The sequence below is a fragment of the Paenibacillus beijingensis genome, assembly GCF_000961095.1.
Lineage (GTDB): Bacteria > Bacillota > Bacilli > Paenibacillales > Paenibacillaceae > Paenibacillus_O > Paenibacillus_O beijingensis.
In genome coordinates this window covers 4,279,946-4,304,437 of the sequence record NZ_CP011058.1, presented here as the reverse complement: position 1 = coordinate 4,304,437, position 24,492 = coordinate 4,279,946, and the positions used below count along the sequence as shown (strand labels likewise).

At 58.2% G+C, this 24,492-nt stretch carries 21 protein-coding genes; all 21 read right to left on the bottom strand.

Annotation, left to right across the window (positions count from 1 at the left end):
- Nucleotides 1-14 precede the first annotated feature (14 nt).
- Nucleotides 15-2,096, bottom strand: coding sequence for a glycine--tRNA ligase subunit beta (gene glyS / locus VN24_RS19385; RefSeq protein WP_045671759.1), 2,082 nt, complete (start codon nt 2,094-2,096; stop codon nt 15-17).
- Nucleotides 2,089-2,976, bottom strand: coding sequence for a glycine--tRNA ligase subunit alpha (gene glyQ / locus VN24_RS19380; RefSeq protein ID WP_045671758.1), 888 nt, complete (start codon nt 2,974-2,976; stop codon nt 2,089-2,091). Before glyQ ends, glyS begins: the two co-directional genes overlap by 8 nt.
- A gap of 404 nt (nt 2,977-3,380) precedes the next feature.
- Nucleotides 3,381-4,178: a DNA repair protein RecO gene (gene recO, locus VN24_RS19375; RefSeq protein WP_045671757.1), complete on the bottom strand. Its 798-nt coding sequence runs from the start codon at nt 4,176-4,178 to the stop codon at nt 3,381-3,383.
- 155 nt (nt 4,179-4,333) lie between these two features.
- Complete coding sequence (locus VN24_RS27080; protein WP_082083932.1) at nt 4,334-4,504, bottom strand: YqzL family protein; 171 nt, start codon at nt 4,502-4,504, stop codon at nt 4,334-4,336.
- 165 nt (nt 4,505-4,669) lie between these two features.
- Nucleotides 4,670-5,608 carry a GTPase Era gene (gene era / locus VN24_RS19370; protein ID WP_045671756.1) on the bottom strand — a complete coding sequence of 313 codons (939 nt, stop codon included), beginning with the start codon at nt 5,606-5,608 and terminating at the stop codon, nt 4,670-4,672.
- Nucleotides 5,605-6,063 (bottom strand): cytidine deaminase, encoded by a 459-nt coding sequence (gene cdd, locus VN24_RS19365; RefSeq protein ID WP_082083930.1) that lies wholly within the window; start codon nt 6,061-6,063, stop codon nt 5,605-5,607. Before cdd ends, era begins: the two co-directional genes overlap by 4 nt.
- Before the next feature lie 111 nt (nt 6,064-6,174).
- The gene (locus VN24_RS19360) at nt 6,175-6,540 is read right to left on the bottom strand and encodes a diacylglycerol kinase family protein (protein WP_045671755.1); all 366 of its coding nucleotides are present in this window, start codon (nt 6,538-6,540) and stop codon (nt 6,175-6,177) included.
- On the bottom strand, nt 6,540-7,037 hold the full coding sequence (ybeY, locus tag VN24_RS19355) for an rRNA maturation RNase YbeY (RefSeq protein WP_045671754.1): 498 nt from the start codon (nt 7,035-7,037) through the stop codon (nt 6,540-6,542). The genes VN24_RS19360 and ybeY overlap by 1 nt, the downstream gene beginning before the upstream one ends.
- Nucleotides 7,034-9,283 carry an HD family phosphohydrolase gene (locus tag VN24_RS19350; protein ID WP_045671753.1) on the bottom strand — a complete coding sequence of 750 codons (2,250 nt, stop codon included), beginning with the start codon at nt 9,281-9,283 and terminating at the stop codon, nt 7,034-7,036. Before VN24_RS19350 ends, ybeY begins: the two co-directional genes overlap by 4 nt.
- A gap of 17 nt (nt 9,284-9,300) precedes the next feature.
- Nucleotides 9,301-10,272, bottom strand: coding sequence for a PhoH family protein (locus VN24_RS19345; protein ID WP_045671752.1), 972 nt, complete (start codon nt 10,270-10,272; stop codon nt 9,301-9,303).
- A gap of 7 nt (nt 10,273-10,279) precedes the next feature.
- Nucleotides 10,280-11,473 (bottom strand): sporulation protein YqfD, encoded by a 1,194-nt coding sequence (yqfD, locus tag VN24_RS19340; protein WP_052703055.1) that lies wholly within the window; start codon nt 11,471-11,473, stop codon nt 10,280-10,282.
- Entirely contained in the window at nt 11,470-11,763 is a 294-nt protein-coding gene (gene yqfC, locus VN24_RS19335; RefSeq protein ID WP_045671751.1) for a sporulation protein YqfC, read from the bottom strand. The genes yqfD and yqfC overlap by 4 nt, the downstream gene beginning before the upstream one ends.
- A 438-nt stretch (nt 11,764-12,201) precedes the next feature.
- Entirely contained in the window at nt 12,202-12,828 is a 627-nt protein-coding gene (locus VN24_RS26515; protein WP_052703054.1) for a hypothetical protein, read from the bottom strand.
- A 35-nt stretch (nt 12,829-12,863) separates the two neighbouring features.
- On the bottom strand, nt 12,864-13,853 hold the full coding sequence (gene floA / locus VN24_RS19325) for a flotillin-like protein FloA (protein ID WP_045671750.1): 990 nt from the start codon (nt 13,851-13,853) through the stop codon (nt 12,864-12,866).
- 103 nt (nt 13,854-13,956) lie between these two features.
- On the bottom strand, nt 13,957-14,751 hold the full coding sequence (locus tag VN24_RS19320; RefSeq protein WP_052703053.1) for an NfeD family protein: 795 nt from the start codon (nt 14,749-14,751) through the stop codon (nt 13,957-13,959).
- Nucleotides 14,752-14,986: 235 nt separating this feature from the next.
- Nucleotides 14,987-15,430: a GatB/YqeY domain-containing protein gene (locus tag VN24_RS19315; RefSeq protein WP_045671749.1), complete on the bottom strand. Its 444-nt coding sequence runs from the start codon at nt 15,428-15,430 to the stop codon at nt 14,987-14,989.
- Between the two features lie 15 nt (nt 15,431-15,445).
- Nucleotides 15,446-15,619 (bottom strand): 30S ribosomal protein S21, encoded by a 174-nt coding sequence (gene rpsU, locus VN24_RS19310; protein ID WP_005547957.1) that lies wholly within the window; start codon nt 15,617-15,619, stop codon nt 15,446-15,448.
- 85 nt (nt 15,620-15,704) lie between these two features.
- The gene (locus tag VN24_RS19305; protein WP_045671748.1) at nt 15,705-16,058 is read right to left on the bottom strand and encodes a histidine triad nucleotide-binding protein; all 354 of its coding nucleotides are present in this window, start codon (nt 16,056-16,058) and stop codon (nt 15,705-15,707) included.
- Between the two features lie 141 nt (nt 16,059-16,199).
- Complete coding sequence (locus VN24_RS19300; protein ID WP_052703052.1) at nt 16,200-16,598, bottom strand: hypothetical protein; 399 nt, start codon at nt 16,596-16,598, stop codon at nt 16,200-16,202.
- Nucleotides 16,599-16,681: 83 nt separating this feature from the next.
- On the bottom strand, nt 16,682-20,776 hold the full coding sequence (addA, locus tag VN24_RS19295; protein ID WP_045671747.1) for a helicase-exonuclease AddAB subunit AddA: 4,095 nt from the start codon (nt 20,774-20,776) through the stop codon (nt 16,682-16,684).
- Between the two features lie 56 nt (nt 20,777-20,832).
- Nucleotides 20,833-24,360 carry a helicase-exonuclease AddAB subunit AddB gene (gene addB, locus VN24_RS19290; RefSeq protein ID WP_045671746.1) on the bottom strand — a complete coding sequence of 1,176 codons (3,528 nt, stop codon included), beginning with the start codon at nt 24,358-24,360 and terminating at the stop codon, nt 20,833-20,835.
- Between the last annotated feature and the right edge of the window lie 132 nt (nt 24,361-24,492).

The window sequence follows — 24,492 nt, the reverse complement described above, 5'->3', positions numbered from 1 at the left end:
CCCTTTCACAGTTTTTACCAAACCAGCTTGGAGAAATCCGCGATTGCGGCGACATCGCCGGCAATCAGACTAAGCGTCGCCAGACGGTTGCGCCGCACCGCCTCCTCGGGCGCCATGACCATTACGGCGTCGAAGTAGCCGTTAATCGGCTCCTTCAGCGTTGCCAGCTTTGCGAGCGCACCCGCTACGTCGCCTGCCGCAAGCGCCGCAGCGAAAGCGGAATGGACTTCGCTCCAGGCGTCATACAGCAGGTGCTCGGCCTCGGCTTCGAACTTGGCAGGATCGGCGTCGCCGCCTTCCGACTTGGCAGCCAAATTGGCAACCCGGGTAAAAGCGTCCACAACAGACTTGAACTCCTCTTTCTGCGCCCCGGTCACAAGCGCAACGAGGACGGCCGACCGTTCCACCGTCAGCTTCAGATCGTCGTAGCCCGCCGCCATAACCGCGTCGATGACGTCATAACGAATGCCCTGCTCCGAAAGCACGTTGCGGACGCGAAGCGCAAAGAACTCATACAACTCTTTACGTATCTCTTCCGCGTTTCGTTTCAAACCGCGTTCGGTATGGATATGCAGCGCCAGATCGAACAGCTGTCCAAGCTCCACCGGCAGGCCGTGGGCGAGAATAATTTGCACGATGCCGGCCGCCTGACGGCGCAGCGCGTAAGGATCCTGCGATCCCGTAGGAATGATTCCGATCGAGAAGCAGCCCGCAATCGTGTCCAATTTATCCGCCAGACTGACGATGGCTCCAGGCAGCGAAGCCGGCGCGCGGTCACCGGAGAAACGGGGCTGATAGTGTTCAAAAATCGCTTTGGCCACAGCCTCGCGCTCTCCCGCTTTGCGGGCGTAATCCTCGCCCATAATGCCCTGCAGCTCCGGAAACTCGTAGACCATCTGGGTAACAAGGTCGAACTTGGCGATTTCCGACGCGCGGTCGGCGTCGGCCGCAGTCTGGCTGTCCGCTTTCAGCAGTTCCGCCAGGCGTCCGGCCAGCTCGCGCACACGGCGCACTTTGTCCGCAACCGTGCCGAGTTCCTCGTGATAGACGATATTTTCAAGCTTGGCAAGCGCATCCCCGATCGCCAGCTTCTGGTCTTCCGCATAGAAAAATTTCGCATCCGACAGACGCGCGCGCAGCACTTTCTCGTTGCCCTTGGCAACGACGTCGATTGAGGTGCGATCGCCGTTGCGCACCGTCACAAAATGCGGCTGCAGCTCGCCTTCCGCGTTCAGCACCGGGAAATAGCGCTGATGCTCGCGCATCGAAGTAATGAGCACTTCCTGCGGAATGGCCAGGAACGACGGATCGAACGATCCGGTCAGCACGCTCGGATACTCGACCAGGAACAGCACTTCTTCCAGCAGATCTTCCTTAACGGCGATTTCCCAGCCGCGTTCTTTCGCCAGCGACTCGATGCCTTCCACGATCAGGCGCTCGCGTTCCGCCACATCGGCAATGACATGCTGGGCGCGCAGCGCCTCCACATAGGCCGACGGCTCTTCAATGGCCGCCTCTTCCCCGAGGAAACGGTGGCCGCGGCTTACGTTGCCGCTCTTCACACCGGTAATTTCTATCGGAATGACTTCGCTGCCGAACAGGGCGACGAGCCAGCGGATCGGCCGCACGAAGCGCAGGTCGTAAGCGCCCCAGCGCATATTTTTCGGAAACGTCATGCCCGTCAGAATGGACGTCAAACCTTCGGACAGCACGCCGGCCGTCTCCGTGCCGACGCTGCTTTTGTTTGCGTACACATATTCGACCCCTGCAAGCTCTTTGAAAAAGAGCTGCTCCGGCTGCACGCCCTGGCTGCGGGCGAAACCGAGCGCCGCCTTGCTCCAGTTGCCTTCGGCATCGAGCGCGATTTTACGCGAAGGTCCTTTGACCTCTTCGTTCACGTCCGCCTGCTTTTCCGCCACTTCTTTGACGAGCACCGCAATCCGGCGCGGCGTCGCATACGCCTCCACTTCCCCAAATGCGATGCGGGAAGCTTCCAGCCATTTGACCGTTTTCTCCTCCAGCTGGTTCATCGCGCCGCGCACAAAACGGGCAGGCACCTCTTCAAGTCCGATTTCAAACAGCAGATCTTTAGCCATTCTGCTCCGCTCCCTTCCGCAGCATCGGGAAGCCGAGGCGTTCCCGCTCTTCGAGATAAGTGGCCGCGCAGGCACGCGCCAAATTCCGTACACGCATAATATAGCCCGTCCGCTCCGTCACGCTGATCGCGCCGCGCGCGTCCAGCAGGTTGAACGTATGCGAGCATTTCAGCACATAGTCGTAAGCCGGAAACACCAGCTTCTGTTCCATCGTCCGCTTCGCTTCTTCCTCGTACATATTGAACAAGGAGAACAGCATCGCCGTGTCGGACGTTTCAAACGTATATTTGGAATGCTCGTACTCGGGCTGCAGGAACACGTCGCCGTAGGTGACGCCGTCCACCCATTCCAGATCGAACACATTTTCCTTTTCCTGAATGTAGGAAGCAAGACGCTCCATGCCGTACGTGATTTCAACCGCTACCGGATTGGCGTCGATGCCGCCGACCTGCTGGAAATACGTAAACTGCGTAATTTCCATGCCGTTCAGCCACACTTCCCAGCCCAAGCCCCAGGCGCCGAGCGTCGGCGATTCCCAGTTGTCCTCGACAAACCGGATATCGTGATGAAGCGGATCGATGCCAAGCCGTTTCAGGCTCTCGAGGTACAGCTCCTGAATGTTGTCCGGGGACGGCTTCAAAATAACCTGGAACTGGTGATGCTGGTACAAACGGTTCGGATTTTCCCCGTAGCGGCCGTCCGCGGGACGCCGGGACGGCTCCACATAAGCGACGTTCCAAGGCTCCGGGCCGATGGAACGGAGAAACGTCATCGGATTCATCGTTCCCGCGCCTTTTTCCACGTCGTAAGGCTGTACGAGAATACAGTTTTGCTCCGCCCAGAACTGCTGCAGAGTCAGAATCATGCCTTGAAAATTCATGCGTGCGACACTCCTTTTGGTTTGAATGAATGCCTGATCTCCGCTGGCGGAGGGCAAAAGGAGCAAGCGGCGGCAGGAGGTTTCTTAAGCGGAGACACCAAAAAACTCCCGTCCGCTACGCCTGCTGACAGACGTAGGGACGAGAGCCTGTCTCCCGCGGTTCCACCCTACTTGGCCGGTTTTCTTCCGTTCATGACGGAAAAATGACTCCCGACCCGCTTTCTCATCATTCGCACTCCGGAGTGCCTTTTCACCGCGCTTTCCGTCCGGGCTTCCACTGTCCCCGGCTCGCTGATTCGAAAACTGCCTACGGCTACTTTCTCCATCATCGTCCGTTATTATAATAGATTATTATATGAATTGTGCAGTGTCTTGTCAATTCGGATTGTCTATCGCAGCTATAATCACTTGCCATCGTCATATAAGCTGCGCCGCTCCCGCAAAGGAGCATCCGCCTGTTGATTCATACGGTCAAGCTGATCGAGAAAAGCTCGTGATTTCAAACGCAAATCCATATGGGTGTCAAAAAAAGAGCGCAGCACCGCTTTCAATTGTTTTTTCGTTTCCACGCTCACTTGTATCGAACCGAGCCGCCGCATGTCGAGCCTGCGAAACAAACGGAGCAGCTTGAGCGCGCCATCGCTCACCGGCAGCGCCGACGCATCCCTGCTCCAGCATCGGCGGCAAAGTGTGCCGCCGGCCTGCACGCTGATCCGCACCGGCCCCTCTTCATTGCCGCATGAGACGCAAACATCCAGCTCGGGGGCGTAGCCGGCCGTCTCCAATATTTTCATCTCGAACAGATTGACCGTCACTTCCGGATCTTTCCCTTCCGCCAGACCCATGAAGCACGCTTTCAACTGCTGAAAAATAAACTCGCCCGCTTCATCGTCCTGCAGCGCCCGGTCGCACAATTCCGCCGCATACGAAGCGTAAGCGGCCAAATCGAGATCTTCCCGCAGCCGGTGAAACGATTCGATAATCTCCCCGGCGTTAAGAGTTCCAAGACCGCTGCTGCGAAAAAAAACGAACTCTCCGTACGTAAACGGCTGGGCGATCGACGAATGCCGGCTGCGCGCTTTTTTCGCCCCTCTGGCGATAATGCCGACCTTGCCGGCCTTGTCCGTTAACAGCGTCAAAATTTTGTTGCCTTCCCCGTAATCGGTGCTGCGGATCACAATGCCTTCAATCCGGTACAGCATCTCCTCATTCCTCCATTCCAGCACAAACAGCTGCGGTCTTCTTAACGGGCGACCAATCGTTTCACGGAGAAATAAGATAAGCTTGCAAAAGACGCCCGGCCTTGCTGCCGGGCGTCTTTCCCCTAACCTAAGCTCGCTTCCGCCTTGGAATGGTTTTACAACGATCCGGAATCGTCCGCCGCTCCCGCGACTGCGGCCGGTTCGTCATCCACTCCTGCGAACGCGCCCAATTCTTCCGTCCTCGGGAACTGATCCATTTCCTTATACAGCAAAAATGATTCTACGTTGCCGGTCATCGTAAAGTACGTCCACGAAAAATTCCGCATTCCGCAATCATCCTTTCCGCCTTGGAAACGTGACTCCAAGATCCTCTGGGGCGGTATTAGAATGCGACAAAAAGCGGAACTCTATGCTGTCAATAAACGACAGCGGCCGCCGTCACGGAAGCTTTCGGAACCGGCCGCATAGATGTAAAACCCGACTGCCCGCTGTTATTCGTGGCGGAAACCGAGATCCTTCAATATCCGTTCCTGGTTGCGCCAATCTTTCTTCACCTTAACCCACAGCTCCAAGAATGTCTTGGAGCCGAGGAGCGTCTCGATGTCCCGGCGCGCAAGCTTGCCGACTTCTTTGAGCAAGGAGCCCTGCTTGCCGATGACGATACCTTTCTGGGAATCGCGCTCGACGTATATGACGGCGCCGATATAGACGACCCCATTGTCCTGCACCCGCATATCTTCAATCGCGACGGCGATCGAATGAGGAACCTCCTCGCGGGTCAGCTGCAAAATTTTCTCGCGGATCATTTCGGCGCAGACGAACTGTTCCGGGTGATCGGTTATTTGGTCGGCAGGGTAATACTGCGGTCCTTCCGGCAAGTAACGCGTAATTTGCTGCAGCAGCGTCTCCACATTGCTGCCTTGAAGGGCCGAGATCGGCACTACCTCCGCAAAATCGAGAAAATCTTTGTACTGCCCGATAATCGGCAGCAGCTCCTCGGGCTGCACTTTGTCGATTTTGTTCAGCACAAGAAACACCGGCGTCTTGGCCGCTTTGAGCCGTTCCATAATATAGCGGTCGCCGCCGCCGAGCCCTTCCGACACGTCGGCGAGAAACAGCACCGCGTCCACTTCGCCGAGCGCCGTATCGGCCGCTTTCATCATATAATCGCCAAGCTTCGAATTCGGTTTATGGATGCCGGGCGTATCGAGAAAGACGATCTGCGCTTCGTCCGTTGTGTAGACGCCGTGAATTTTGTTGCGTGTCGTCTGCGGCTTGTCCGACATAATCGCGATTTTCTGCCCGATCATCGCGTTCATAAGCGTCGACTTGCCGACGTTCGGACGGCCGACGATCGCGACGAATCCGGAGCGGAATTTGCCCCCTCCGCCGGCGGATTGCCCTTGTTTGCTTAACCAGTCATTGCTCATACGGCCTTATCGTTTCCCTTCTTCAAATCGCTTGAATTAAATGCGCCCGGCAGCAGCTCAGCAACCGTCATCACGTTGATGTCGCCGGCCAGGTTGCTCATAATGACGGGCATATCGGGCGGACACAGCTCCGTCAGCACCTGGCGGCAAATGCCGCAGGGCGTAATCGGACCCGGCGTATCGCCGATAACGGCAATCGCTTTGAACGTTCCCGGCTTGACGCCGTCTGCAATTGCGCGGTGCAGCGCGGTGCGCTCCGCGCAATTGGACGGGCCGTAGGCCGCATTTTCCACATTGCAGCCCTTGTGTATGACGCCTTGTCCGTCCAGCAGCGCCGCCCCTACCTGAAAGCGGGAGTACGGCACATATGCCCGTTTCCAGACATCATGCGCCGCTTCTATCAAATAACCCCACCGCTCTTTCAAGAGCGCTTGCTCGTTGTTTTCCGCTGTCACTAAAAAAACCTCCTTTGACGGTCTTCTGGCGATGGCCGCAGTGTTATCTATTATGTAGCCGGTCCAAAGTGCCCTATTCCATGGTTCCCGAATTCGATTAACAACGCCTGTCTATTTTCCGGCCAGCAAGCTCCAAAGCGGAGGCCCAAGAATGACGAATCCGACCAAAACGGAAAAAAAAACGGCGGCCAGCACGGCGCCGGCTGCCGTGTCTTTAGCAAGCTTCGCAAGCGGGTGAAGCTCCGGGCTGATCAGGTCGACAGCCCGTTCGACGGCCGTATTGATCAGCTCCGCCGTTATGACGAGCGCAATTGCGAGCAGCAGCACCGCCCACTGCGTCCTGCTGAGCGGCAGCTTCGCGGCAACGATGCAAACCGCGGCCGCGGCAGCCAGATGAAACCGCATATGCCGCTCGCTGCGGAGCGCATGCACAAGGCCGGCCGCCGCAAACCCCAGACTGCGGATAAACCGCTTCATCAGCGCGGCAGGCCGGCTTTCTGCAGCACGGCTTCCTGCTTGGCGGTCATAACCGCCTCGCTCTCCTCGTCGCCGTGATCGTATCCGATCAGGTGAAGAAAGCCGTGCACGAACAGAAATCCGATCTCCCTCTCCAGAGAGTGGCCGTATTCCTCGCTTTGACGCTGCGCCGTTTCAACCGAAATAATAATGTCGCCGAGCATCCCCGAGAACGGGTCCTCTTCCTCTTCGCTCTCGACTTCGAAGATGATATCCGGCTCCCCTTCGCCGTCTTCCTGCATCGCGAACGACAGCACATCGGTCGGACGGTCGATGCTGCGGTATTCCCGGTTCAGGCGGTGAATTTCCTCATCGTCGACAAACGTCAGATCGACCTGACCTTCCGCAAGTCCTTCCGCTTCGCCCGCAAGCTGCAGCAGCTGCTGCAGTCTTGCGATCCACGCCTCGGGAATATCCATTTTGTCTTGCTCGTTACTCCAATCCAACTGCAAACTCATGCCAGCCGCTCCTTTGGTTTTACATCTTCCGGATATTCAATGCGCGAATGAAAAATGCCGACGACCGCTTCCTTCAACGTTTCCGCGATTTTGTCCAGCTCCTTGAGCGTCAGGTCGCATTCGTTGAACTGGTTGTCGTCCAGACGGCTTTTGATGATTTTGTTAATCATCGTTTCAATGCCTTCCATCGTCGGATTGCGCAGGCTGCGGACCGCAGCTTCCACACAGTCGGATATGCCGACAACCGCCGCTTCCTTGGATTGCGCCTTCGGACCGGGATATCGGAAATCATCCTCCGTAAACTGCGGCGTCTTTCCTTCCGCCTCGGCTTGCTTGACCGCTTTATGATAAAAATATTTCAGCGACGTCGTGCCGTGATGCTGCTCCGCGATATCCCGGATCGGCTTCGGAATGTTGTAGGCCTTCAGCATGTCCACCCCGTCGCGCGCATGTGCCACGATAATTGACTTGCTCAGCTTCGGATCGATCGAATCGTGCGGGTTTTCAATATTCGTCTGATTCTCGATAAAATAATTCGGCCGCTTCGTCTTGCCGATATCGTGATAAAACGAACCGACCCGGCACAGCAGCCCGTCCGCCCCGATCGCCTCAGCCGCCGCTTCCGACAAATTGCCGACCATGACGCTGTGATGGTACGTTCCGGGCGTTTCCGTCAGCAGCTTGCGCAGCAGCGGGTGGTTCGGATTAGACAGCTCTACCAGCTTGAGTGCCGACAAAATACCGAACGTCACTTCAAAAAACGGCATTAAGCCGATGACGAGAATGGCCGTGATGACCCCGCTCGCAAACGCGAATGTAAGCGAGTAGATCAGCGCCATCCGCTCCGGCAAATCGCCGAGCAGCTCCAGCGCGAGAACCGATACCGTTCCAAACAAGCTCGCCATAATGCCCGCTTTAAGAATCGTCGAGCGCTGGCTTGCCCGGTGAACGGTAAAGATGGCGCTGAACGATACGACGCAGATGACGAATCCGTAATGAAAATCGAACAGCTGGTTCATCTGCATATTAAAGATGACGCTGCCGGTAATCGCGAACAAAAACGAGCTGACGATCGCCAGGTGCATATCGAGCAGCAGCGTAATCAGCATCGTCCCCATCGCGACCGGGGCCAAATAACCGACGAACGGCGCCGCAGGCGTCTGCGCCAGATTGACGATTTGCATCATGACCAGATTGATCGTATAAATGAGCAGGAGCATCAGCAGCTGCGCGTTGTTATACTTCGGCCTGATTCCTCCCAAGCTGCCCGATTGGTACAGGTAAATATAAATGACGAGCAGGCACAGCAGCGACATGAGCAGCAGGCCAAGCTGCGGACGGTATGTTTTTTGCTCATCCAGCAGGCCGGCGCCCGCAAGCAGCTCATATGTTTCCGGAGTGATCATTTCTCCCTTTTGGACAATGATGTCGCCTTCTTTAATGACGACTCTGGGCGTATTTTCCTTGGCGAGCACCTTTGCCTCGTCGGTCGCGTCCTTATCGAAAAATTTATTCGGCATAATGGCAAAACGGGCGATTTCCTGTACAATTTCGCGGGTGGAGCGCTGCGTCAGCGAACTCGTGTTGACCAGTTCGGCCACCTTCGTGCGCGACGTCTCCGCTTCCCGCAGCGATTCGCTCATCAGCTTGCGCACGACGCCCAGCGTCACCTGCCGCATTTCGCCGACCTGTGCTTGAGACAAGTTAGGCAGCTTATAAAACGTTTCGGCGGGAATATCGTATTTCTGGTCTTTGACCGTACGTTCCATTTCCTGCAGCAGCGTATCGCTGTAAGTGCCGCCGCCGCGGTTCCGTTTGATGAAATCGTTGACGTATTCATCATAGTAAGCGGGCACTTCGCTCTTGTAAATATCAATTTTGCTTTGAGAGGTCACCTGGTCATCCTGATTAAGGCCCTCAATCCGGGTAAAAATCCGGTCAACGATGGCGTCGCTCCTCAGCGCGACGATCGAGTAAATCGGCTGCACCCGCTCGGCAGCCGCTTCCTGCGCCTTCAAAGTAGCCTTCTCGTCATCGATCTGCTTGGCCGCCTTAATATCGCGTTCGCTTTTGGCGCCCAGCGCGATATCGTACGTTTGCGGCACGAGATGCGGCGAAAGACTGAAATAAAACAGCAGCACAAACAGCAGGAGCAGCAAAAATCGAACGGCGGCGCTCTGCTTCCAGCCTGGGCCGATAAACGAAAGCCGCGCGTTCTTCCAATTGTCCGCCCAAATTCGGTTCATGCGGCGTACATCCCTCTCTATGCTTGATTTTCAGCATCCTCGTTATAAGCGACAATGATTTTCTGCACCAGCGAATGCCGGACGACGTCCTGTTCCGAAAAGGCGATAAAACCGATTTCCTCAATGCCCTGCAATATGCGTTCGGCTTCCATCAGCCCGGACTTTTTGCCCCGGGGCAAATCAATCTGCGTCACGTCGCCGGTAATGACCATCTTCGATCCGAAACCGAGACGGGTCAAAAACATCTTCATCTGCTCCGGCGTCGTATTTTGCGCTTCATCCAATATAATGAACGAATCATCCAGCGTCCTTCCCCGCATATAAGCAAGCGGCGCAATCTCGATGATGCCGCGCTCGAACGCCTTCGCCGTCTGGTCGGGGCCGAGCACGTCGTGCAGCGCATCGTACAGCGGACGCAAATACGGGTCTACCTTTTCCTGCAAATCTCCCGGCAAAAAACCGAGATTCTCGCCCGCTTCCACGGCAGGGCGCGTCAGCATGATCCGCTTGACCTTGCCTTCCTTAAGCGCGGCGACCGCCAGCACGACGGCCAAATACGTTTTGCCCGTTCCCGCCGGTCCGATCCCGAACACGATATCTTTCTTGCGAATCGTCGAGACGTAATGGCGCTGTCCGATCGTCTTGACCCGAATCGGCTTGCCCCGGTACGTCGTCGTAATCTCGCCTTTGAACAGATCGAGCAGCTGATCGGCCTGCATGGTGAGCGACAGCTCGTAAGCGTACAGGATATCGCGCTCCGTCGGCATGTATCCGCCGCGCACTAGCTGCAGCAGCACGCTGTACAGCTGCTCCAAGGAATCGACAGCCGCCTCCGGGCCGGAGATGACGATCTCCGCTTCGCGGGAACGGACGGACGCCTCGCTTTTTTCTTCAATCAGCCGCAAATAATGATCCTGGGGACCGAACAAAGCGAGTCCCTCCGCGGCGTTTTCGAGCTGTATTTTCGCATACTTCGTCTCTATCGGCAACCGTTCCTCATTCTCCTTGCATTTGGACTAAAGGCATTTCCGTTACAATCGATTGTTCCACTTCTATCAGGACTTTCATATAAACTTTACCATTGTCCGTCTTTTCATGCAAAATTTTTTGCTCCTTGACGACGGCATCCGCCCCCGCTTTCGACAGTACATCGGCTTTCGCCTTCATCAGTCCGGCCTCTACCGCCTCGGCGCGGGAAAGCTTGCGCTCCGCTATCTCCGTCTCCAGTACCTTTTCCTTCATCCGGCCCAGCGGCAGCTTCCACGTTTGCCATGACGCTTCTTCCAGCCGGGTTTCCGTTTGCGACGCGGCAAACGGATTTTTGCCGAAGCCGCTCACCTGCAGCGACCGGCCCGCAATGACAATATACCACTTCGTTCTCGACTCTCCGGTGTACACCTTCGTCTGCTGCGTCAGCGGCGAAACGATGTCGTACTCATGCCATACGAGGCCGCGCACCGTCCCTTTGGCAACGACCGTCCGCGTATATTTCCCTTCCCCGATCGTACCGGAAATGAGAATTTGGCCTTTTTTCACCTTCGCGTTTTTGCGCACGACGGGCCTTCCAGCCTCGGCCAAAATTTGCGTCACCACCCCGTCGGAGGACGCGACCAAATGGCGGGGACTGAGGAGCGGACGCTCCTCGGGCTTCGTCGTCTCCACCACCCGGAGCACAATCTTCGTCCCTGTCTTTTCGACGCCGATCCAGGCCGCTCCCGGAAGCTCGGCCGTCAGCTTCTTGGACAGCACGTCCGTATCCGGCAGACGGAACGACCACTGGAACGGGTAGATGCCTTCCTGCCGGGCGGCGGCCAATATTTGCTCTTCCGTCAATTTGACGTTGCCTTTCACTTCAATCTCCCAAACGAGCGAAGACAGCAGATACATGCCGACAAAAAACAGCACCATTCCGACGGCAAAAAACTTGCGATTTCCCAGCTTGTCCAGCCAGAACGGAAAGCCGCGCCGTCCGATGACGTGCATCCGGCAGCCCGTCCGCTTCAAATAAGGGCGCAGCCGGAAAAAATCCGGCAGCATGACCGAAAATTCCAGCTCGTCCACGCTTGTCCGGCGGATGGACCACAGCTGCAGCCCGCCGCCGAGCGCCGAATTGACAAGCTCTTCCTGACGGCCTCCCCGGATGCGGACCGTGGCGACGCCGCGAAGCTTTTGCACCCATGATTCGTTCACGATTTCCCCTCCTGCCCGCGTATGGAAATGCCGTATATTTGCCCTTCCACGAACACTTCTTCCGTCCATATCGTCCGGATAATAAGATCTTTTCCGGCTACTTCAAGCTCCCCCTGGCTCAGAGCCAGCTTCAGCAGGTCGCTGGAGAAATGCAGCACGCCCCTATGGTTTTCGATATAAAGCTGCCGGTCTCCGATCATCGTCATCCGGGGCAAATCGTATACGACATCCTGCGGCAAATCCAAAATATCGGCGGTCATTTTACGCAGTTTTCGGCTGATTTTGCCCATGTCGGTCGCATGTACCCCCTCTTTTGCGCCGGATCGCCCGTCGGGCGGGAGCCGCTTCCTCCCAGACGGCACCCTTTCGCCGCCGCCCGTCCGCGGGTGTCTCTGTGCCTTTAAGAGAGGCAAGTTCCGGTCTCGTTCATAAGAGGACGGAGCAGAGCGCAAAGTTCGCTTCATCTTCTACCAACGTATGCTCGATCTCGTGAATTTATGAAACACAGAAGAGTCTATGGATGCCGGGTTATTTCTTTCCTAACGGCTGCAGAAGGTCGTTCATCCATCCGTCCGCGCGGGCTGAACCTACGACCCCATCGCTGCCAGCGATGCGCTCTATCCACAATTGTTAGATTCGCAAAACTTCCCAAAACAATGAAAAACGGATCCTCCTGTCGGAAGATCCGTTGTAGATCCGTTATGTGCAAAGCGGTATTCATTTTCATTTTAGCGGCGGAAAGGCCGTTTGGCACGGGGCGGTCCGAGAATTTCGGCCCACAGCACCGCGCGTCGCATCTCTCCGCCATCGATCGATTCCGGACTTCCGCTCTCCCGGCCGGTTGGCTCTGCCGGCGGCGGGACGGGATATCCCGCCGGATTCGCGTCCGCCATCGCGGCGGCGAGCCGTGACGGGGCCTTTGGACCGGATTCATTGCGATCGGCATAAGCGTCGTCCATAGCTTCCCAGGCAACTCGTCCCGGCGCCGTTTCAGGCATTTCCGCAGAGCGCCCCTCTTCCGATTCGCCGGCTCCATATTCGCGTCCGCCGCTGCGCGCCGGATCGTCATCCTCCTCAAAAGAAGAAGCAGTACGGATATCCGGCTGGTGCTCCCGTCTGCCGGCCGCATCGGTTCCGGGCTGATCCGCAGCCGGCCGAGCGGCGGGCTGCTTCCGGGACGGCGTGCCCGTTCTCGGCAAAGGGCCTCCGCCTCCGAAATCGGGCATCCGGTTGCGTCCGGGAGCGCCATCCGTATTTTTAAACGACTTGCTAATAATGGAGACGATCGCTCCCACGATAACGATCACGATGTAAATGTGTTCCAGCAGAAACGAAATCAGGCTGCTAAGCGACATGGCTCACCTCCGTTCGGCCGCTGCGGCAGTTGCCGTCAGCGATTGCCTTTGTCATCGTGCGGCGCGTCGCTTTTGCCGATGGAGCTTCTCATTTGCGTGTCGGCTTCGATGTTTTTCAAATTCATATAATCCATGACGCCGATTTTTCCGCTCTTCAGCGCATCCGCCATCGCCAGCGGCACCTGCGACTCCGATTCCACAACGCGTGCGCGCATTTCGACGACGCGCGCTTTCATTTCCTGCTCCTGGGCAACTGCCATCGCGCGGCGCTCTTCAGCTTTTGCCTGGGCAATCCGCTTATCGGCTTCGGCCTGCTCCGTTTGCAAATGCGCACCGATGTTTTTGCCTACATCGACATCGGCGATGTCGATCGACAAGATTTCAAACGCCGTCCCCGCATCGAGTCCTTTGCCGAGAACGGTGCGGGAAATCATATCGGGATTTTCCAAAACGTCCTTGTGCGAATTGGCGGAACCGACCGTTGTGACGATACCTTCGCCGACACGGGCGATGATCGTTTCCTCGCCGGCGCCGCCGACAAGGCGGTCGATATTGGCACGGACGGTAACGCGCGCCTTCACTTTCACTTCAATGCCGTCTTTGGCCACCGCCGCAACGGTAGGCGTCTCGATTACGCGCGGATTGACGCTCATCTGCACCGCCTGGAGAACATCGCGTCCGGCGAGATCGATCGCAGCGGCCCGCTCGAATTCAAGCGGAATATTCGCCCGCTGGGCCGCGATAAGCGCATTGACGACACGGTCGACGTTACCGCCTGCAAGGTAATGGCTTTCCAGCTGGTTGATGCTCAGTCCGAGACCGGCTTTCGTCGCCTTGATCATCGGGTTCACGATCCGGCTCGGCGTCACCCGGCGCAGGCGCATCGCGACAAGCGTAATGATGCCGATCCGGACGCCTGAGGCGAGCGCGGAAATCCAGAGCATGATCGGAAAGAAGCTCAAGAATATTCCGATCAGCACAATAATGACAACCGCCCCGATAAGATACGTAACAAATGGATCCATAGCTACAACTCCTTTTTAAATTGAACTGCATGCGGGCTGCTTCCGCGGCATCCGGTTTTGCGGAATGAACGCTTCTTGCTTTTCTTTTTTTGCGTCCGTTACCCTAGGATTCGTCCAGTTCCTTGACGATGATCCGGGTTCCTTCCACCTTGATCACTTTAACGGCTTTGGAAGCGGCGATAAATTCCCCCTCCGTCACAACGTCGATTCGCTCGCCGCCGATTTCGACGATTCCGGCCGGCCGCAGCGGCGTGAGCGCCGTACCGGCGGCTCCGAGCAGCTTTTCCTTGGAAGCGGCCGGAACGGTTCCTTTGTCCATACTTAAGCTCTCGCGCAAAATGAACCGGTTCCAGATTCCCCGGTCCTTAAACTTGCGCGCCGTCAGGAGCACGATCACAAATGCGGCCGCCAAGGCAATGACGAGCTCGAAAAAGGCCGATCCGGGATCGGGTGAAGCGAATACGACCGCTCCGATCAGCCCTGCGGTGCCCAATAGGCCGAGCAGACCGAAGCTCGGCACGAACAGCTCCAGCGCCAGCAGCAGCAGTCCTAGCACAAACAGGCCGACATCCTGCAGCGCGGCGTCTCCTGCCGCATAGTGCCCGGCGAAGTAGACGCCGAATGCCGCGATGCCGGCGATTCCCGCCCATCCGAAGCCGCGGAGCAGCATCGCAAGGCTGATGCCGACGAAGCCGGCAATGAGCAGCAGCACGGCCAGAACGGCATTGTCCAGCCAGCTGCCGCCCGCTATGCTTCCGGCGGCGAGCAGCACATCCGCCGCCTGAGCGGAGCTTTGCCCCGCGGCGGAAGCGGCGGAAGGGCCGGCCGCGGCCCATACGGCCGTACCCGGAACGAGCAGCTTAACCGCGATTTTTGCAAGCGATTTTTTGGTCGGCAAATGCGGTCCCCCCTTTGAAGTCACTGTTAACGATAACGAATTTCCCCGCCGAAGTCTACATTTGCGGGCATACAATCCCGCTGCGCGCGCACTCTATCCTAGACATTCAGCGTCAATCTCACCTCTCTTGTTACGTTCTAAACTGAATTTCGGTTTCACAAAACCATCAAAATCACACCGGCTAAGACAACACAAAAAACACTCCCTAAGCGGGAGTGTTTGTGTTGTCCGAGATTTATTGCAGAAATTGTTGGACTGCCTGGTTTACTAGTTTACCATCAGCGCGGCCTTTCACCTTAGGCATTAAGGCGCTCATGACTTTACCCATCTCTGCTTTGGAAGAAGCACCGGTTTCCTGGATGGTCTGCTCTACAATCGCTTTGATTTCTTCTTCGGTCAGCTGCTCGGGAAGGTATTGACTAATAATTTCAATTTCTGCTGCAACGTCTTTAATAAGATCGTCGCGGCCGGCTTTTTCAAATTCTTGGAGGGAATCTTTACGTTGTTTGATCTCACGACTTACTATATCAAGCACTTCGTTGTCGTCAAGCGGACGCTTCAAGTCGATTTCCAGGTTCTTGACCGCCGAACGAATCATCCGAATCGTAGTCAGTTTAAACTTGTCCTGATTCTTCATCGCTTGTTTCATATCGTCGTTTAATCTTTCGCTCAGGTTCATCTTGGAAGGATCCTCCTAAAACTTTCTCTTACGCGCAGCCTCGGACTTTTTCTTACGCTTAACACTCGGCTTCTCGTAATGCTTGCGCTTTTTCACCTCAGCTAAAACACCGTCTTTAGCGATGGAGCGCTTGAAGCGGCGGAGTGCAGCATCGATTGTCTCGTTTTTGCGAACTTTAGTTTCAGACACCAGTTTTCCCTCCCTCCGAAACAGACCGTCCAGAGCAATAACACGGCTTATCAAACTACATTATATGTTAAAATGAAAGCCAGTGTCAACTTACATGCCCTTGAAGCAGCGGACCGAGTTTTTTGCCGCCAAGCAAATGGAAGTGAAGATGGTAGCAGGTCTGGCCGCCGTCCGCGTTGCAGTTGTTGATGAGGCGGTAACCGGACTCGGCGATTCCATGCTCTTTAGCGAGCGCGCGGGCGACTGTAAACAGCTCGGCGATCAGCGCTCCGTCTTCAGCGGTGACGTCGTTCATCGTCGGAATATGTTTTTTGGGAACGATCAAAATATGTACGGGCGCGGCGGGCTCGATATCGTGAAAGGCCAGCACATGCTCGTTCTCGAACGCCTTTTTGGAGGGAATGGAGCCCTCGATGATTTTACAAAAAATACAATCCATAACGGATCTCCTCCTAACGGGAATACGCTGCTTCCATCATACCTGAAACGGGCCGGGCAAGTCCATCGCCGCTGCGCTCCCGAGCTGGATAACGGCACCAGGAAGTGAAAGACGGCAGGAAAAAACAAACTGCTGCCGCTTTTAATAAAACGGCAGCAGCGATAAAGCGAGCAGCGCGGCAAGCGGAAACACCTGCCGGATGAAACGGCGGCGCGGATAATACGGGTACGGGTAAAGGGGCGCTCCGAACGGACCACCGAATGGTCCTCCGAATGGTCCTCCGAACGGACCTGAAAACGGACCGCCGAAAGGTCCCCCGAAACCCGGATACGGAATAAAAGCGCGTTGCTCGTACTGATGGTACGGAACGGCCAGACAAACGAACTCTTTATCTAGATGTTCGATAAATCCGTCGCAGCACCAGCCGTCCTTCGTCCGCGCAAGCACGTAGCGGTACATATGATTTTTACAAAAATCGGAAATCGCCGGCAGCTCCATCGCTTCCGGCTGTCTCGGCGCAGGCATCCTATGCTCGGTCATGAGATCCCCTCCTTCATTCTGGTATATCCTATTCGTTTCCATAGGCGTTAAAACCATACCAGATAAAAAAACAGCCGCTTCCATTACCGCAAGCGCACCGCCTGAGGACCGTTCATGAAGAACAGGTGGCACTCGTCCACCTCCCGGCCGACGATTGTCCGGATCGCTTCCGCGTACAGCTCAAGCTGAAAACGATGCTTTTCCCCCGCTTTGTCCCAATCCCCGTCATATACCCGGTCCGTCTTGTAGTCGAGCAGGACAAGCTTTCCTCCTTCTTCGAACAGACAGTCGATGACGCCTTGAATGAGGATTGGTTCGCCGCCGATCGCCGCTTCCGATAAAGGGTACACGCGGGAAGCCGGAAACGTGCAGCTGAACGGCACTTCGCGGTTCACGCGGTCGGCGCGCAACAGCCTGACCCCGAGGTCGGATGTGAAAAAACGTTCGACCGCTTCCAGATCGGCCGCTTCCGCCTGTGGTTCCGTCAATATCCGTCGCTCTATCAATTCCGCCACCGTCTGATGCAGCGCCTCGAGAGTCAAGGAGCCGGCAAGCGGCACATGCTGCATGACGGTGTGGGTAACCGTTCCGCGCTCGGCGGCTGTAAGCGACTTCTCTTCCATAAAGCGCGGCCGCCGCAGCCGGAAGGAGTAGGAGTAGGAGCCATCCCCTTCGGGAAGGGGGCCGCTTGCTGCCGGAACCGTCTTGCCGGAGAAGTCCTCACGCTGCGGCGTCTTATGCCCGGCCGCTCCGGCTTTGCGATCGGCGCCGACGGCGCTTTCCGATTCCGACGCCGCAAACCGTTCCACGAACGGCCCCTCGCCGTGAAAGACGGCGTCCGTGTTCATCGACGTCTCCGCATAGATCCGCTTCATTTCCGTCACCGACGTTTTGGCCGCGACGAAGGAAGCGGCCGCAAACGGATACTCCCAGCCGAGCAGACGCTCCACTTCCGAATCGGTGTTCTCGGGCGGCACCGGAATGAGCTCCGCGACCGCCTGCATCCGCTGCCGGAACTCTTCATCGTCTTCGGGAGATTCGCTGCCTGCCGCCGCCTCCGTCCCGAGAGAAGGAGACGGAACGACGCGGGTCAGCCAGTTCCGCAGCACCGCTTCCCGCTCCGCGCCGCCCGCAGCCGGAGGCGGATCAATATCGCCCCGCCCCGCGTCAACAAGCGACAGATTCATGCCGCTGCGCAGCGCGAGCGGTCCGAGCCAGTCCAGAAAGCGTCTGGCCGAAGCGATGCTGTAATCCGGCAGCCGTCCAACGGCATCCGCGGCGGACTGCCACCGTTGAAGCTGGCGGGCGGCGTCGGCGGTCGTGCCGAGCAGAATTAACTTTTCCTTCGGACGCGTCAGCGCCACATACAGCACCCGCAGTTCTTCCGCCTGCATCTCCTGCATCATTCTTCGGCGGACGGCAAGGAAAGGCAGCGTCGGATAAGTCACCCGGAGCCCCTCGTGAACATATTTGGGGCCGAACCCGAGATCTTTATGCATTAAGAACGAAGCATTCACATCCTGCTGGTTGAACATTTTGCCGAGGCCGGCCACGAACACGACCGGGAACTCCAGCCCCTTGCTCTTATGGATGGACATGATGCGGACCACGTCCTCCCCTTCCCCCATAGCGCGGGCCGTGCCCAGATCGCCGCCGCTCTCCCTCATCCGCTCAATGAACCTGAGAAAGCGGAACAAGCCGCGCAGCGACGTCGACTCGTACTGCCGCGCCCGGTCATGCAGCGCCCTTAAGTTGGCCTGGCGCTGCGGGCCGCCGACCAGGCCGCCGACCCAATCATAGTAATCCGTCTCGCGGTAGATGCTCCAGATGAGATCGCTGACCGGGCCTTGCCGGGCCGCTTCGCGCCAGCGTTCCAAGCGGTCAAGAAAGTGGGACAGCTTGCCGCGCGTCGCTTCGTCCGTAAACAGGCTGTCCGCCGCTTTCACAACCGCGTCGAAATAGGCGCCGCTTCCCGCCTGGATGCGGATGAGGGCCAGTTCCTCGGCGCTTACGTCGAACAGCGGGGAGCGGAGCGCTCCCGCAAGCGGAATATCCTGATACGGATTGTCGATAATCCGCAGCAGGGACAGCATGACGTTCACTTCCGTCGCTTCAAAATACCCGGTGCTCAGCTCCGCGTATGCCGGTATGCCCGCCTGCTGCAGCTCCTCGATCAGCACCGGCGACCATTGCTGCTGGGCGCGAAGCAAAATGACGATATCGCGCCAGGCGAGCGGCCGGACCGAATGCTTGCGGCTGTCGTAGACGGTAAATCCGCTCTCCTTCAGCTCCATAATCCGGCGGGCGATGAAGCGCGCCTCCAGCTGCGCCGTCTGCATGTCGGCCGCCGCCTCCTTCGCCGCTGCGTCATGGCCGGCAAACTCGTCTTCTTCGGCGGCGGTACCGCCCTCTTCCGCGGACGCTTTTTCGCTGCCGCGGTCGATGACGGCCAGCTCCACCGCATATTTCGCCGCGTCCGGCGCCGGCGGATATTCCGCTCCGCGCACCAGCTCCGCACGCGTATCGTAATCCATCTCCGCCACCGTCTCCCGCATCAGCGCGCGGAACACATCGTTGACCCCGTCCACCACTTCGTCGCGGCTGCGGAAATTGCGGGCCAGATCAATGCGGCGTCCCGGTTGGCGAGTGCGGCCAGTGTCCGATGTATCGGCTGGAACGTTCAAAGTGCCGGCCGATTCGTCCAAGGTTCTCCAGGCGGTCCCGTTCCGGCCGTCTTCAGCTCCGTCAGCCTCCATCGGCCTCCCTTCGGCATCATCGCCCGTCTCGTACGACTTGTACTTGTGCAGAAAAAGGGCAGGCTCAGCAAGCCGGAAGCGGTAGATCGACTGTTTCACGTCTCCAACCATGAATCGGTTACCCGGAGACGATCCGGCGATCAGCTCTACAATCGCTTCCTGTACCCGGTTCGTATCCTGGTATTCATCCAGCAAAATTTCCGCAAAATGATTCCGGTATTCCAGCGCGGCAGCGGAAGGAACCGTCCGCTCCGGCGTGGAAGCGGGATCGCGCAGGATGCGCAGGCAGAAATGCTCCAGATCGCCGAAGTCGAGCAGCCCCTTCGCGCGCTTCGCCTCCTCATAGCGGACACCGAAATCGATCACAAGCTCGGCAAGCGCGGACATGAGCGGCGCCAGGTTGCGCATTTCGGCCAAATAGTCCGCAGACGACCTTACAAACAGCTCCTCCGCCAAACCGGCGACAATTTGCTTCGCCTGCTCGCGCAGCGTCTTCACCTGCTCCTGCAGCTCTTTGTCGTGATCGTCGCCCCGCATCGTTTTCAGCCGTCCGAAGCCTCCCTTGCTTAAGAACGCATCCCGCCACCGTTCCCACGAATCGTTCTCCACGGTCACCAGCAGCTGCTCCACCGCTTCCAAATCCTCGTTCAAGTTGACCGCGTACGCATCGGGACCGCCGGGCCGCTTGCAGAGCGCCAGCGCTTCCCGCAACGAGCCGGCAGCTCCATGGAGCGCAAGCTTTACGTCATTTTCCAGCGATTGCGTCCACTTGCTGTTCGCGAGCTCCTCATCGTCCGGGATGCGGAAATCGTCCGCCGTCTGCCGCAGCCAGTGATCGGGCCACGGCTGACTGCGCGAAAAATCGTACAGCTGCTGCGTCAAATGGTACAGCTTGTCGTCGCCTTTTTCCCCGCCGTACCGGTCCGCAAGCTTCAAAAAGGCGCCGCCGTCCCGGACCTCGGTGTAGCGCTCTTCAAACAGCTGATCCAGCACTTCGATCCGCATAAGCTCGCTTTCCGTTTCGTTCGCCACCCGGAAGCCCGGGTCAAGTCCGATCAGCGGATAATATCGGCGGATGACATCCAGGCAAAAGGAGTGCAGCGTCGTAATGTTGGCGCGTCCGAGCAGCGCCAGCTGACGGCGCAAATGCTCCGACGAGGGCGCGGATTCGAGCGCCTTCTCCAGCGCGATGCGAATGCGCTCCTTCATTTCCGAGGCGGCCGCTTTCGTAAACGTGGCGACGAGCAGCCGGTCCACATCGGTATCGGCGGAAATTTTGCGGATAATCCGCTCGACAAGCACCGCCGTTTTGCCGGAGCCCGCCGCAGCCGCGACCAGCACGTCGGAGCCTTCGGTTACGATCGCGCTCCACTGGTCGTCGGTCCATGTGCTGCCTTGCGGCTTTGGCATAACCGGGTTCATAGGGTTCCTCCTCTCCTCCTAGCGACTAATCCTTTGACAAAAATACCGGGCGGCGGTTATCCGGGCCGGTCAGCCTCGTGCGAACCCGAAGCATCTCCGGCGAGCTCGAGCAGCTTCCGCCACGTCTCATCCTTGCCCGGCTTCGCAAGCTTGACGTATTCATTGCCCTCGGCCAGCGGATCGAATTGGCACACCGCTTTATAATCGCAAAACTGGCAAGGCGTCTTGTTGCCTAACCGGTAAGGCGCGATCGAAATGACGCCGTCGCCGATCGACTGGCCGATCTCGCCGATTTTCCGGCGGACGGAGCGCCGCAGGACGTCCCACTGCTCGCCCGAGGCGACGGAGGAGCCGCTTTGGAACGCTCCGTCCTTCTTGATCGCAACCGGCAGCAGCTCCGAATGGCCGCTTTCCAATCGCCCGTCCATCATGCGTACCGTACTCGAGTCGTCAAGCAGCAGGCCGCGCATTTTGAATTTTTTCAGCATCGTCTTCTCCGCTTCTTCGGGCGTCATCCCGTTGACTGACGACAGAAGCGGGTTATGCATATGAAAATAAAGCACGCCCGCCGGATGCGCTTCCTGGCCGAGCCAGGCCGGCGCGTGCGTCAGCAGCACATCGAGGTACGCCAGCATCTGCAGCGACAGTCCGTGCGACACTTCCTCCAGCCGCAGCCCCGTCGCGCTCGACTTGTAATCGAGCACCCGCAGCAGCAGCCCTTTGTCCGTCTGCGCCGCATCCACCCGGTCGATCCGGCCGACAATGTCCATGCCGCCTCCGCGGGGAAGCGGCACGGCAAGCGCCGGAAGCGGGCCGTCCGGACCGAAGCCCACTTCGAGGCCGACCGGCTTGAACTGCGCCCGCTGCGCATGTTCGCCCAATATCACGGCCGCCTGGCCGACGATTTCATTAAGCTTGCGCGCAATATAGCGGTAGCGCGCGCTGCTGTGCAAAATTTGCGACTGCAGCCGCGGCGTCAGTTCATCGACCGCCTGCGAAGCGGCGGCCCGTATGTTTTCAGGGGGCGTATCGCCCCACTTCTCGCCCAGATTTTGCGCCACCTTGCTTAGAGCGGCATGAAACAGCTGCCCCATATCGGGAGCGGCCAGCCGGAACAGCTTCCGTTCCTTCAGCCTAAGGCCGTGAATGGCAAAATGCTGAAACGGGCAGGAAACGAACCGCTCCATGCGCGACACGCTGGCCGTCAGCCGCTCGCCGTACAACTGGCGGGCGGTCGCCACGGTCAGCTGCGGCTCCTGGTTGACGTAATCGAGCGATGCCGTCAGCAGCTGCAGCTTGGGCTGCCAATGCGGCCGCTGCGCAAACCAGTTGTACACATCCCACCACAGCGCTTTTATTTCGGTTCCCTGCCGCCATGCGCGCAGCTGCGAGAGCAAATAGGAAAGCGCGCGCGGCGGAATCGACAAGTAAGAAAGCTGCTCCTCCCCGTCCATATCCGGCTGCGGCTCGGGGGCGGCGGCCTGCTCCTTCAGCCACGGAAACAGCTGCTTCAGATGCCGCACATATTCCGAAGGGTAAAGACTCTTTCCTTCATCGTCCGCAAGCGGGTACCCGATCCATAACCGGTGAGACGGCGCAAGCAGCGTGTTATATATCAAGAAACGCTCGTCCAAAAGCCTTCTGCGCGCGCCGGGAGCCATCGTCAATCCGCGCTCCGCAAGCTGCTCCCGCTCCTTCTCCGTCAAGACCCCGTCCTCCTGCGCCCGCATCGGCAAAATGCCGTCGTTCGCACCGAGCACATAACAGGCCTTCACCCGATAAGCGCGGGTGCGGTCGATACTGCCGACGAGCACCTGATCGAGCGAAGGCGGAACAGCCGACAGCTTCAAGCTTTCCACCCCCGTATCGATCATTCCCGCGAACAGCTCCGGGGCCACCTCTTCGTCTCCCATCAGCTCCACCAGCTGGTCCAGCATATTCATGACGGCGTCCCACAGCTGCCGGTGCGCCCTTGCCTGCCGCGTACGGCCCGCTTCCGCGTCGGCGCGGGCCCAGCGCTCCAGCCTGTCCGGCGCGCCGGCTTGGTCGAGGAAACGGTACAGGCTTTCGCACATAGCGCGCACGTCGGGAGCTTTTTTGAGCGCCCGTCCAAACCGGCTTAGCGGCGGCACGATCGCCTCCCGCGCCTTCATCGCTTCTTCAAACAGCAGCTTCTCCGCGCCGCTTGCTTCGTTCGGCTCGTCTTCGAGACCGCCCCGGACGAGCGGCTGCCAGCTCTTGGCGTCTTCCCAGCGCCAGCCGTCGATCCCGGCGGCAAGCACATAATTTTCAAGACGGTCGAAGCGCTCCCTGTCCATTCGTCTGTCTTCGGGAAACAGCATTTCCGTCTTGATGCAGCGGAACACCGCCTCATAGCGCCAACCGTACAGAACCGTTTCCAGCGCGGAGCGGATCAGCTCGACGAGCGGATGGTGGAGCGTGTCGCTCTTGGAATCGATAAAATACGGGATACGGTAATCGGCGAATACGTTTTTCACCGTTTCTTCGTAATCCCCGGCGCTGCGTACCATAACGGCCATCTCGCGCCAGCGCAGCCCTTTGTCGCGGGCAAGCCGCACCATGTCGCGGGCGGCCGCCTCCACCTCCGCGCGGCGGCTTGCGGCCGCGTTCAGGGCAATTCCTGCGTCCGGTTCCCCTTCCGGCCGACGCAGCATCGGAACCCGGCCGCCGAAATGCTTTTCCAGGTGCGCCAGCACCGGATTATTGCGGAATCTAGCAGGCGGATCGACCGGCAGCATAACCGGTTCCTCCACCGTAACAAAGAGAGATTCCGCAAGCTCGCGCAGCTTAATATACGTTTCGGCGGCCGGATGAAACAGGTCCAGCTCATGAGGCTGCTCGCCTTGCGCATACGGCCTGTCCAGACAAAGCGTCACCGTCACATTCGCGGAGTGGAGCAGCAGACTGCCCAGAACGTTAAGCTCGCGGGGCGTAAGGCCGCTGAAGCCGTCGACCCAAAACTCCGCTCCCCGCATCGAAGATGCGCTCGAATATCCTTCCGCCAAATAAATCAGGTCGTCACCTTCGTCCATGTATTGCCCTGACAGCTCCTGCTCGAGCTCGCCGCAAATAAGCTGCAGGTCGTGCAGCTTGCGCGCCAGCAGCGTTTCGCCGCCCCCGCTCTCATCCCAGGTACCTTGCTGCAGCGCCGACGCGTCGATGCCGTACCGTTTCCATTCCGTCAGCAGCTCTCCCAGCTTGCCGAAAAAACCGCTCTGCTCCCCGCCGCTGCGGAACAGCTTCAGACGGGTGCCGAGCCGCTGCACAATTTTGTACAGCAGCATGTTTTTGCCGTTGTCGCCGATCGGCACCAGCGCCGCCCCGCCCGTTTCCTGCATAACCCGGTAAGCGAGCCTGCGGAAGCTGAGCACCTGCGCGCGCATCGTGCCGTTCACGTCGCCGCTGCCGAGCAGTGCATATTCGTTCTGGAATGTCGCCTGCTCCGGCACGAGCATCACAAGCGGCGCGCCCAGCGGCTCCCGGACCAGCCTCTTCCGTATTTCGTCCAGACAAAGGCGCGTCCGGCCGCTTCCCGCCCGTCCAAGCACAAACCTCAGTCCCATGGGGCACCTCCCTCCCAAGCCGCGTTATAACCCGGAATTCATTCTAGCGAATAATTAGCCGAAAGCTATGATTCCTATCTGCTAATTGAGCTGGGTTAATCAATTCCAATCTTTATCAGTTGAACCAAAGAA

What these genes read in the sequence shown, in the direction of transcription:
- glyS (WP_045671759.1), bottom strand. Translation starts at nt 2,096, where the DNA reads ATGGCTAAAGATCTGCTGTTTGAAATCGGACTTGAAGAGGTGCCTGCC.
- glyQ (WP_045671758.1), bottom strand. Translation starts at nt 2,976, where the DNA reads ATGAATTTTCAAGGCATGATTCTGACTCTGCAGCAGTTCTGGGCGGAG.
- recO (WP_045671757.1), bottom strand. Translation starts at nt 4,178, where the DNA reads ATGCTGTACCGGATTGAAGGCATTGTGATCCGCAGCACCGATTACGGG.
- VN24_RS27080 (WP_082083932.1), bottom strand. Translation starts at nt 4,504, where the DNA reads ATGCGGAATTTTTCGTGGACGTACTTTACGATGACCGGCAACGTAGAA.
- era (WP_045671756.1), bottom strand. Translation starts at nt 5,608, where the DNA reads ATGAGCAATGACTGGTTAAGCAAACAAGGGCAATCCGCCGGCGGAGGG.
- VN24_RS19360 (WP_045671755.1), bottom strand. Translation starts at nt 6,540, where the DNA reads ATGAAGCGGTTTATCCGCAGTCTGGGGTTTGCGGCGGCCGGCCTTGTG.
- ybeY (WP_045671754.1), bottom strand. Translation starts at nt 7,037, where the DNA reads ATGAGTTTGCAGTTGGATTGGAGTAACGAGCAAGACAAAATGGATATT.
- VN24_RS19350 (WP_045671753.1), bottom strand. Translation starts at nt 9,283, where the DNA reads ATGAACCGAATTTGGGCGGACAATTGGAAGAACGCGCGGCTTTCGTTT.
- yqfC (WP_045671751.1), bottom strand. Translation starts at nt 11,763, where the DNA reads ATGGGCAAAATCAGCCGAAAACTGCGTAAAATGACCGCCGATATTTTG.
- VN24_RS26515 (WP_052703054.1), bottom strand. Translation starts at nt 12,828, where the DNA reads ATGTCGCTTAGCAGCCTGATTTCGTTTCTGCTGGAACACATTTACATC.
- floA (WP_045671750.1), bottom strand. Translation starts at nt 13,853, where the DNA reads ATGGATCCATTTGTTACGTATCTTATCGGGGCGGTTGTCATTATTGTG.
- VN24_RS19315 (WP_045671749.1), bottom strand. Translation starts at nt 15,430, where the DNA reads ATGAACCTGAGCGAAAGATTAAACGACGATATGAAACAAGCGATGAAG.
- VN24_RS19305 (WP_045671748.1), bottom strand. Translation starts at nt 16,058, where the DNA reads ATGGATTGTATTTTTTGTAAAATCATCGAGGGCTCCATTCCCTCCAAA.
- VN24_RS19300 (WP_052703052.1), bottom strand. Translation starts at nt 16,598, where the DNA reads ATGACCGAGCATAGGATGCCTGCGCCGAGACAGCCGGAAGCGATGGAG.
- addA (WP_045671747.1), bottom strand. Translation starts at nt 20,776, where the DNA reads ATGAACCCGGTTATGCCAAAGCCGCAAGGCAGCACATGGACCGACGAC.
- addB (WP_045671746.1), bottom strand. Translation starts at nt 24,360, where the DNA reads ATGGGACTGAGGTTTGTGCTTGGACGGGCGGGAAGCGGCCGGACGCGC.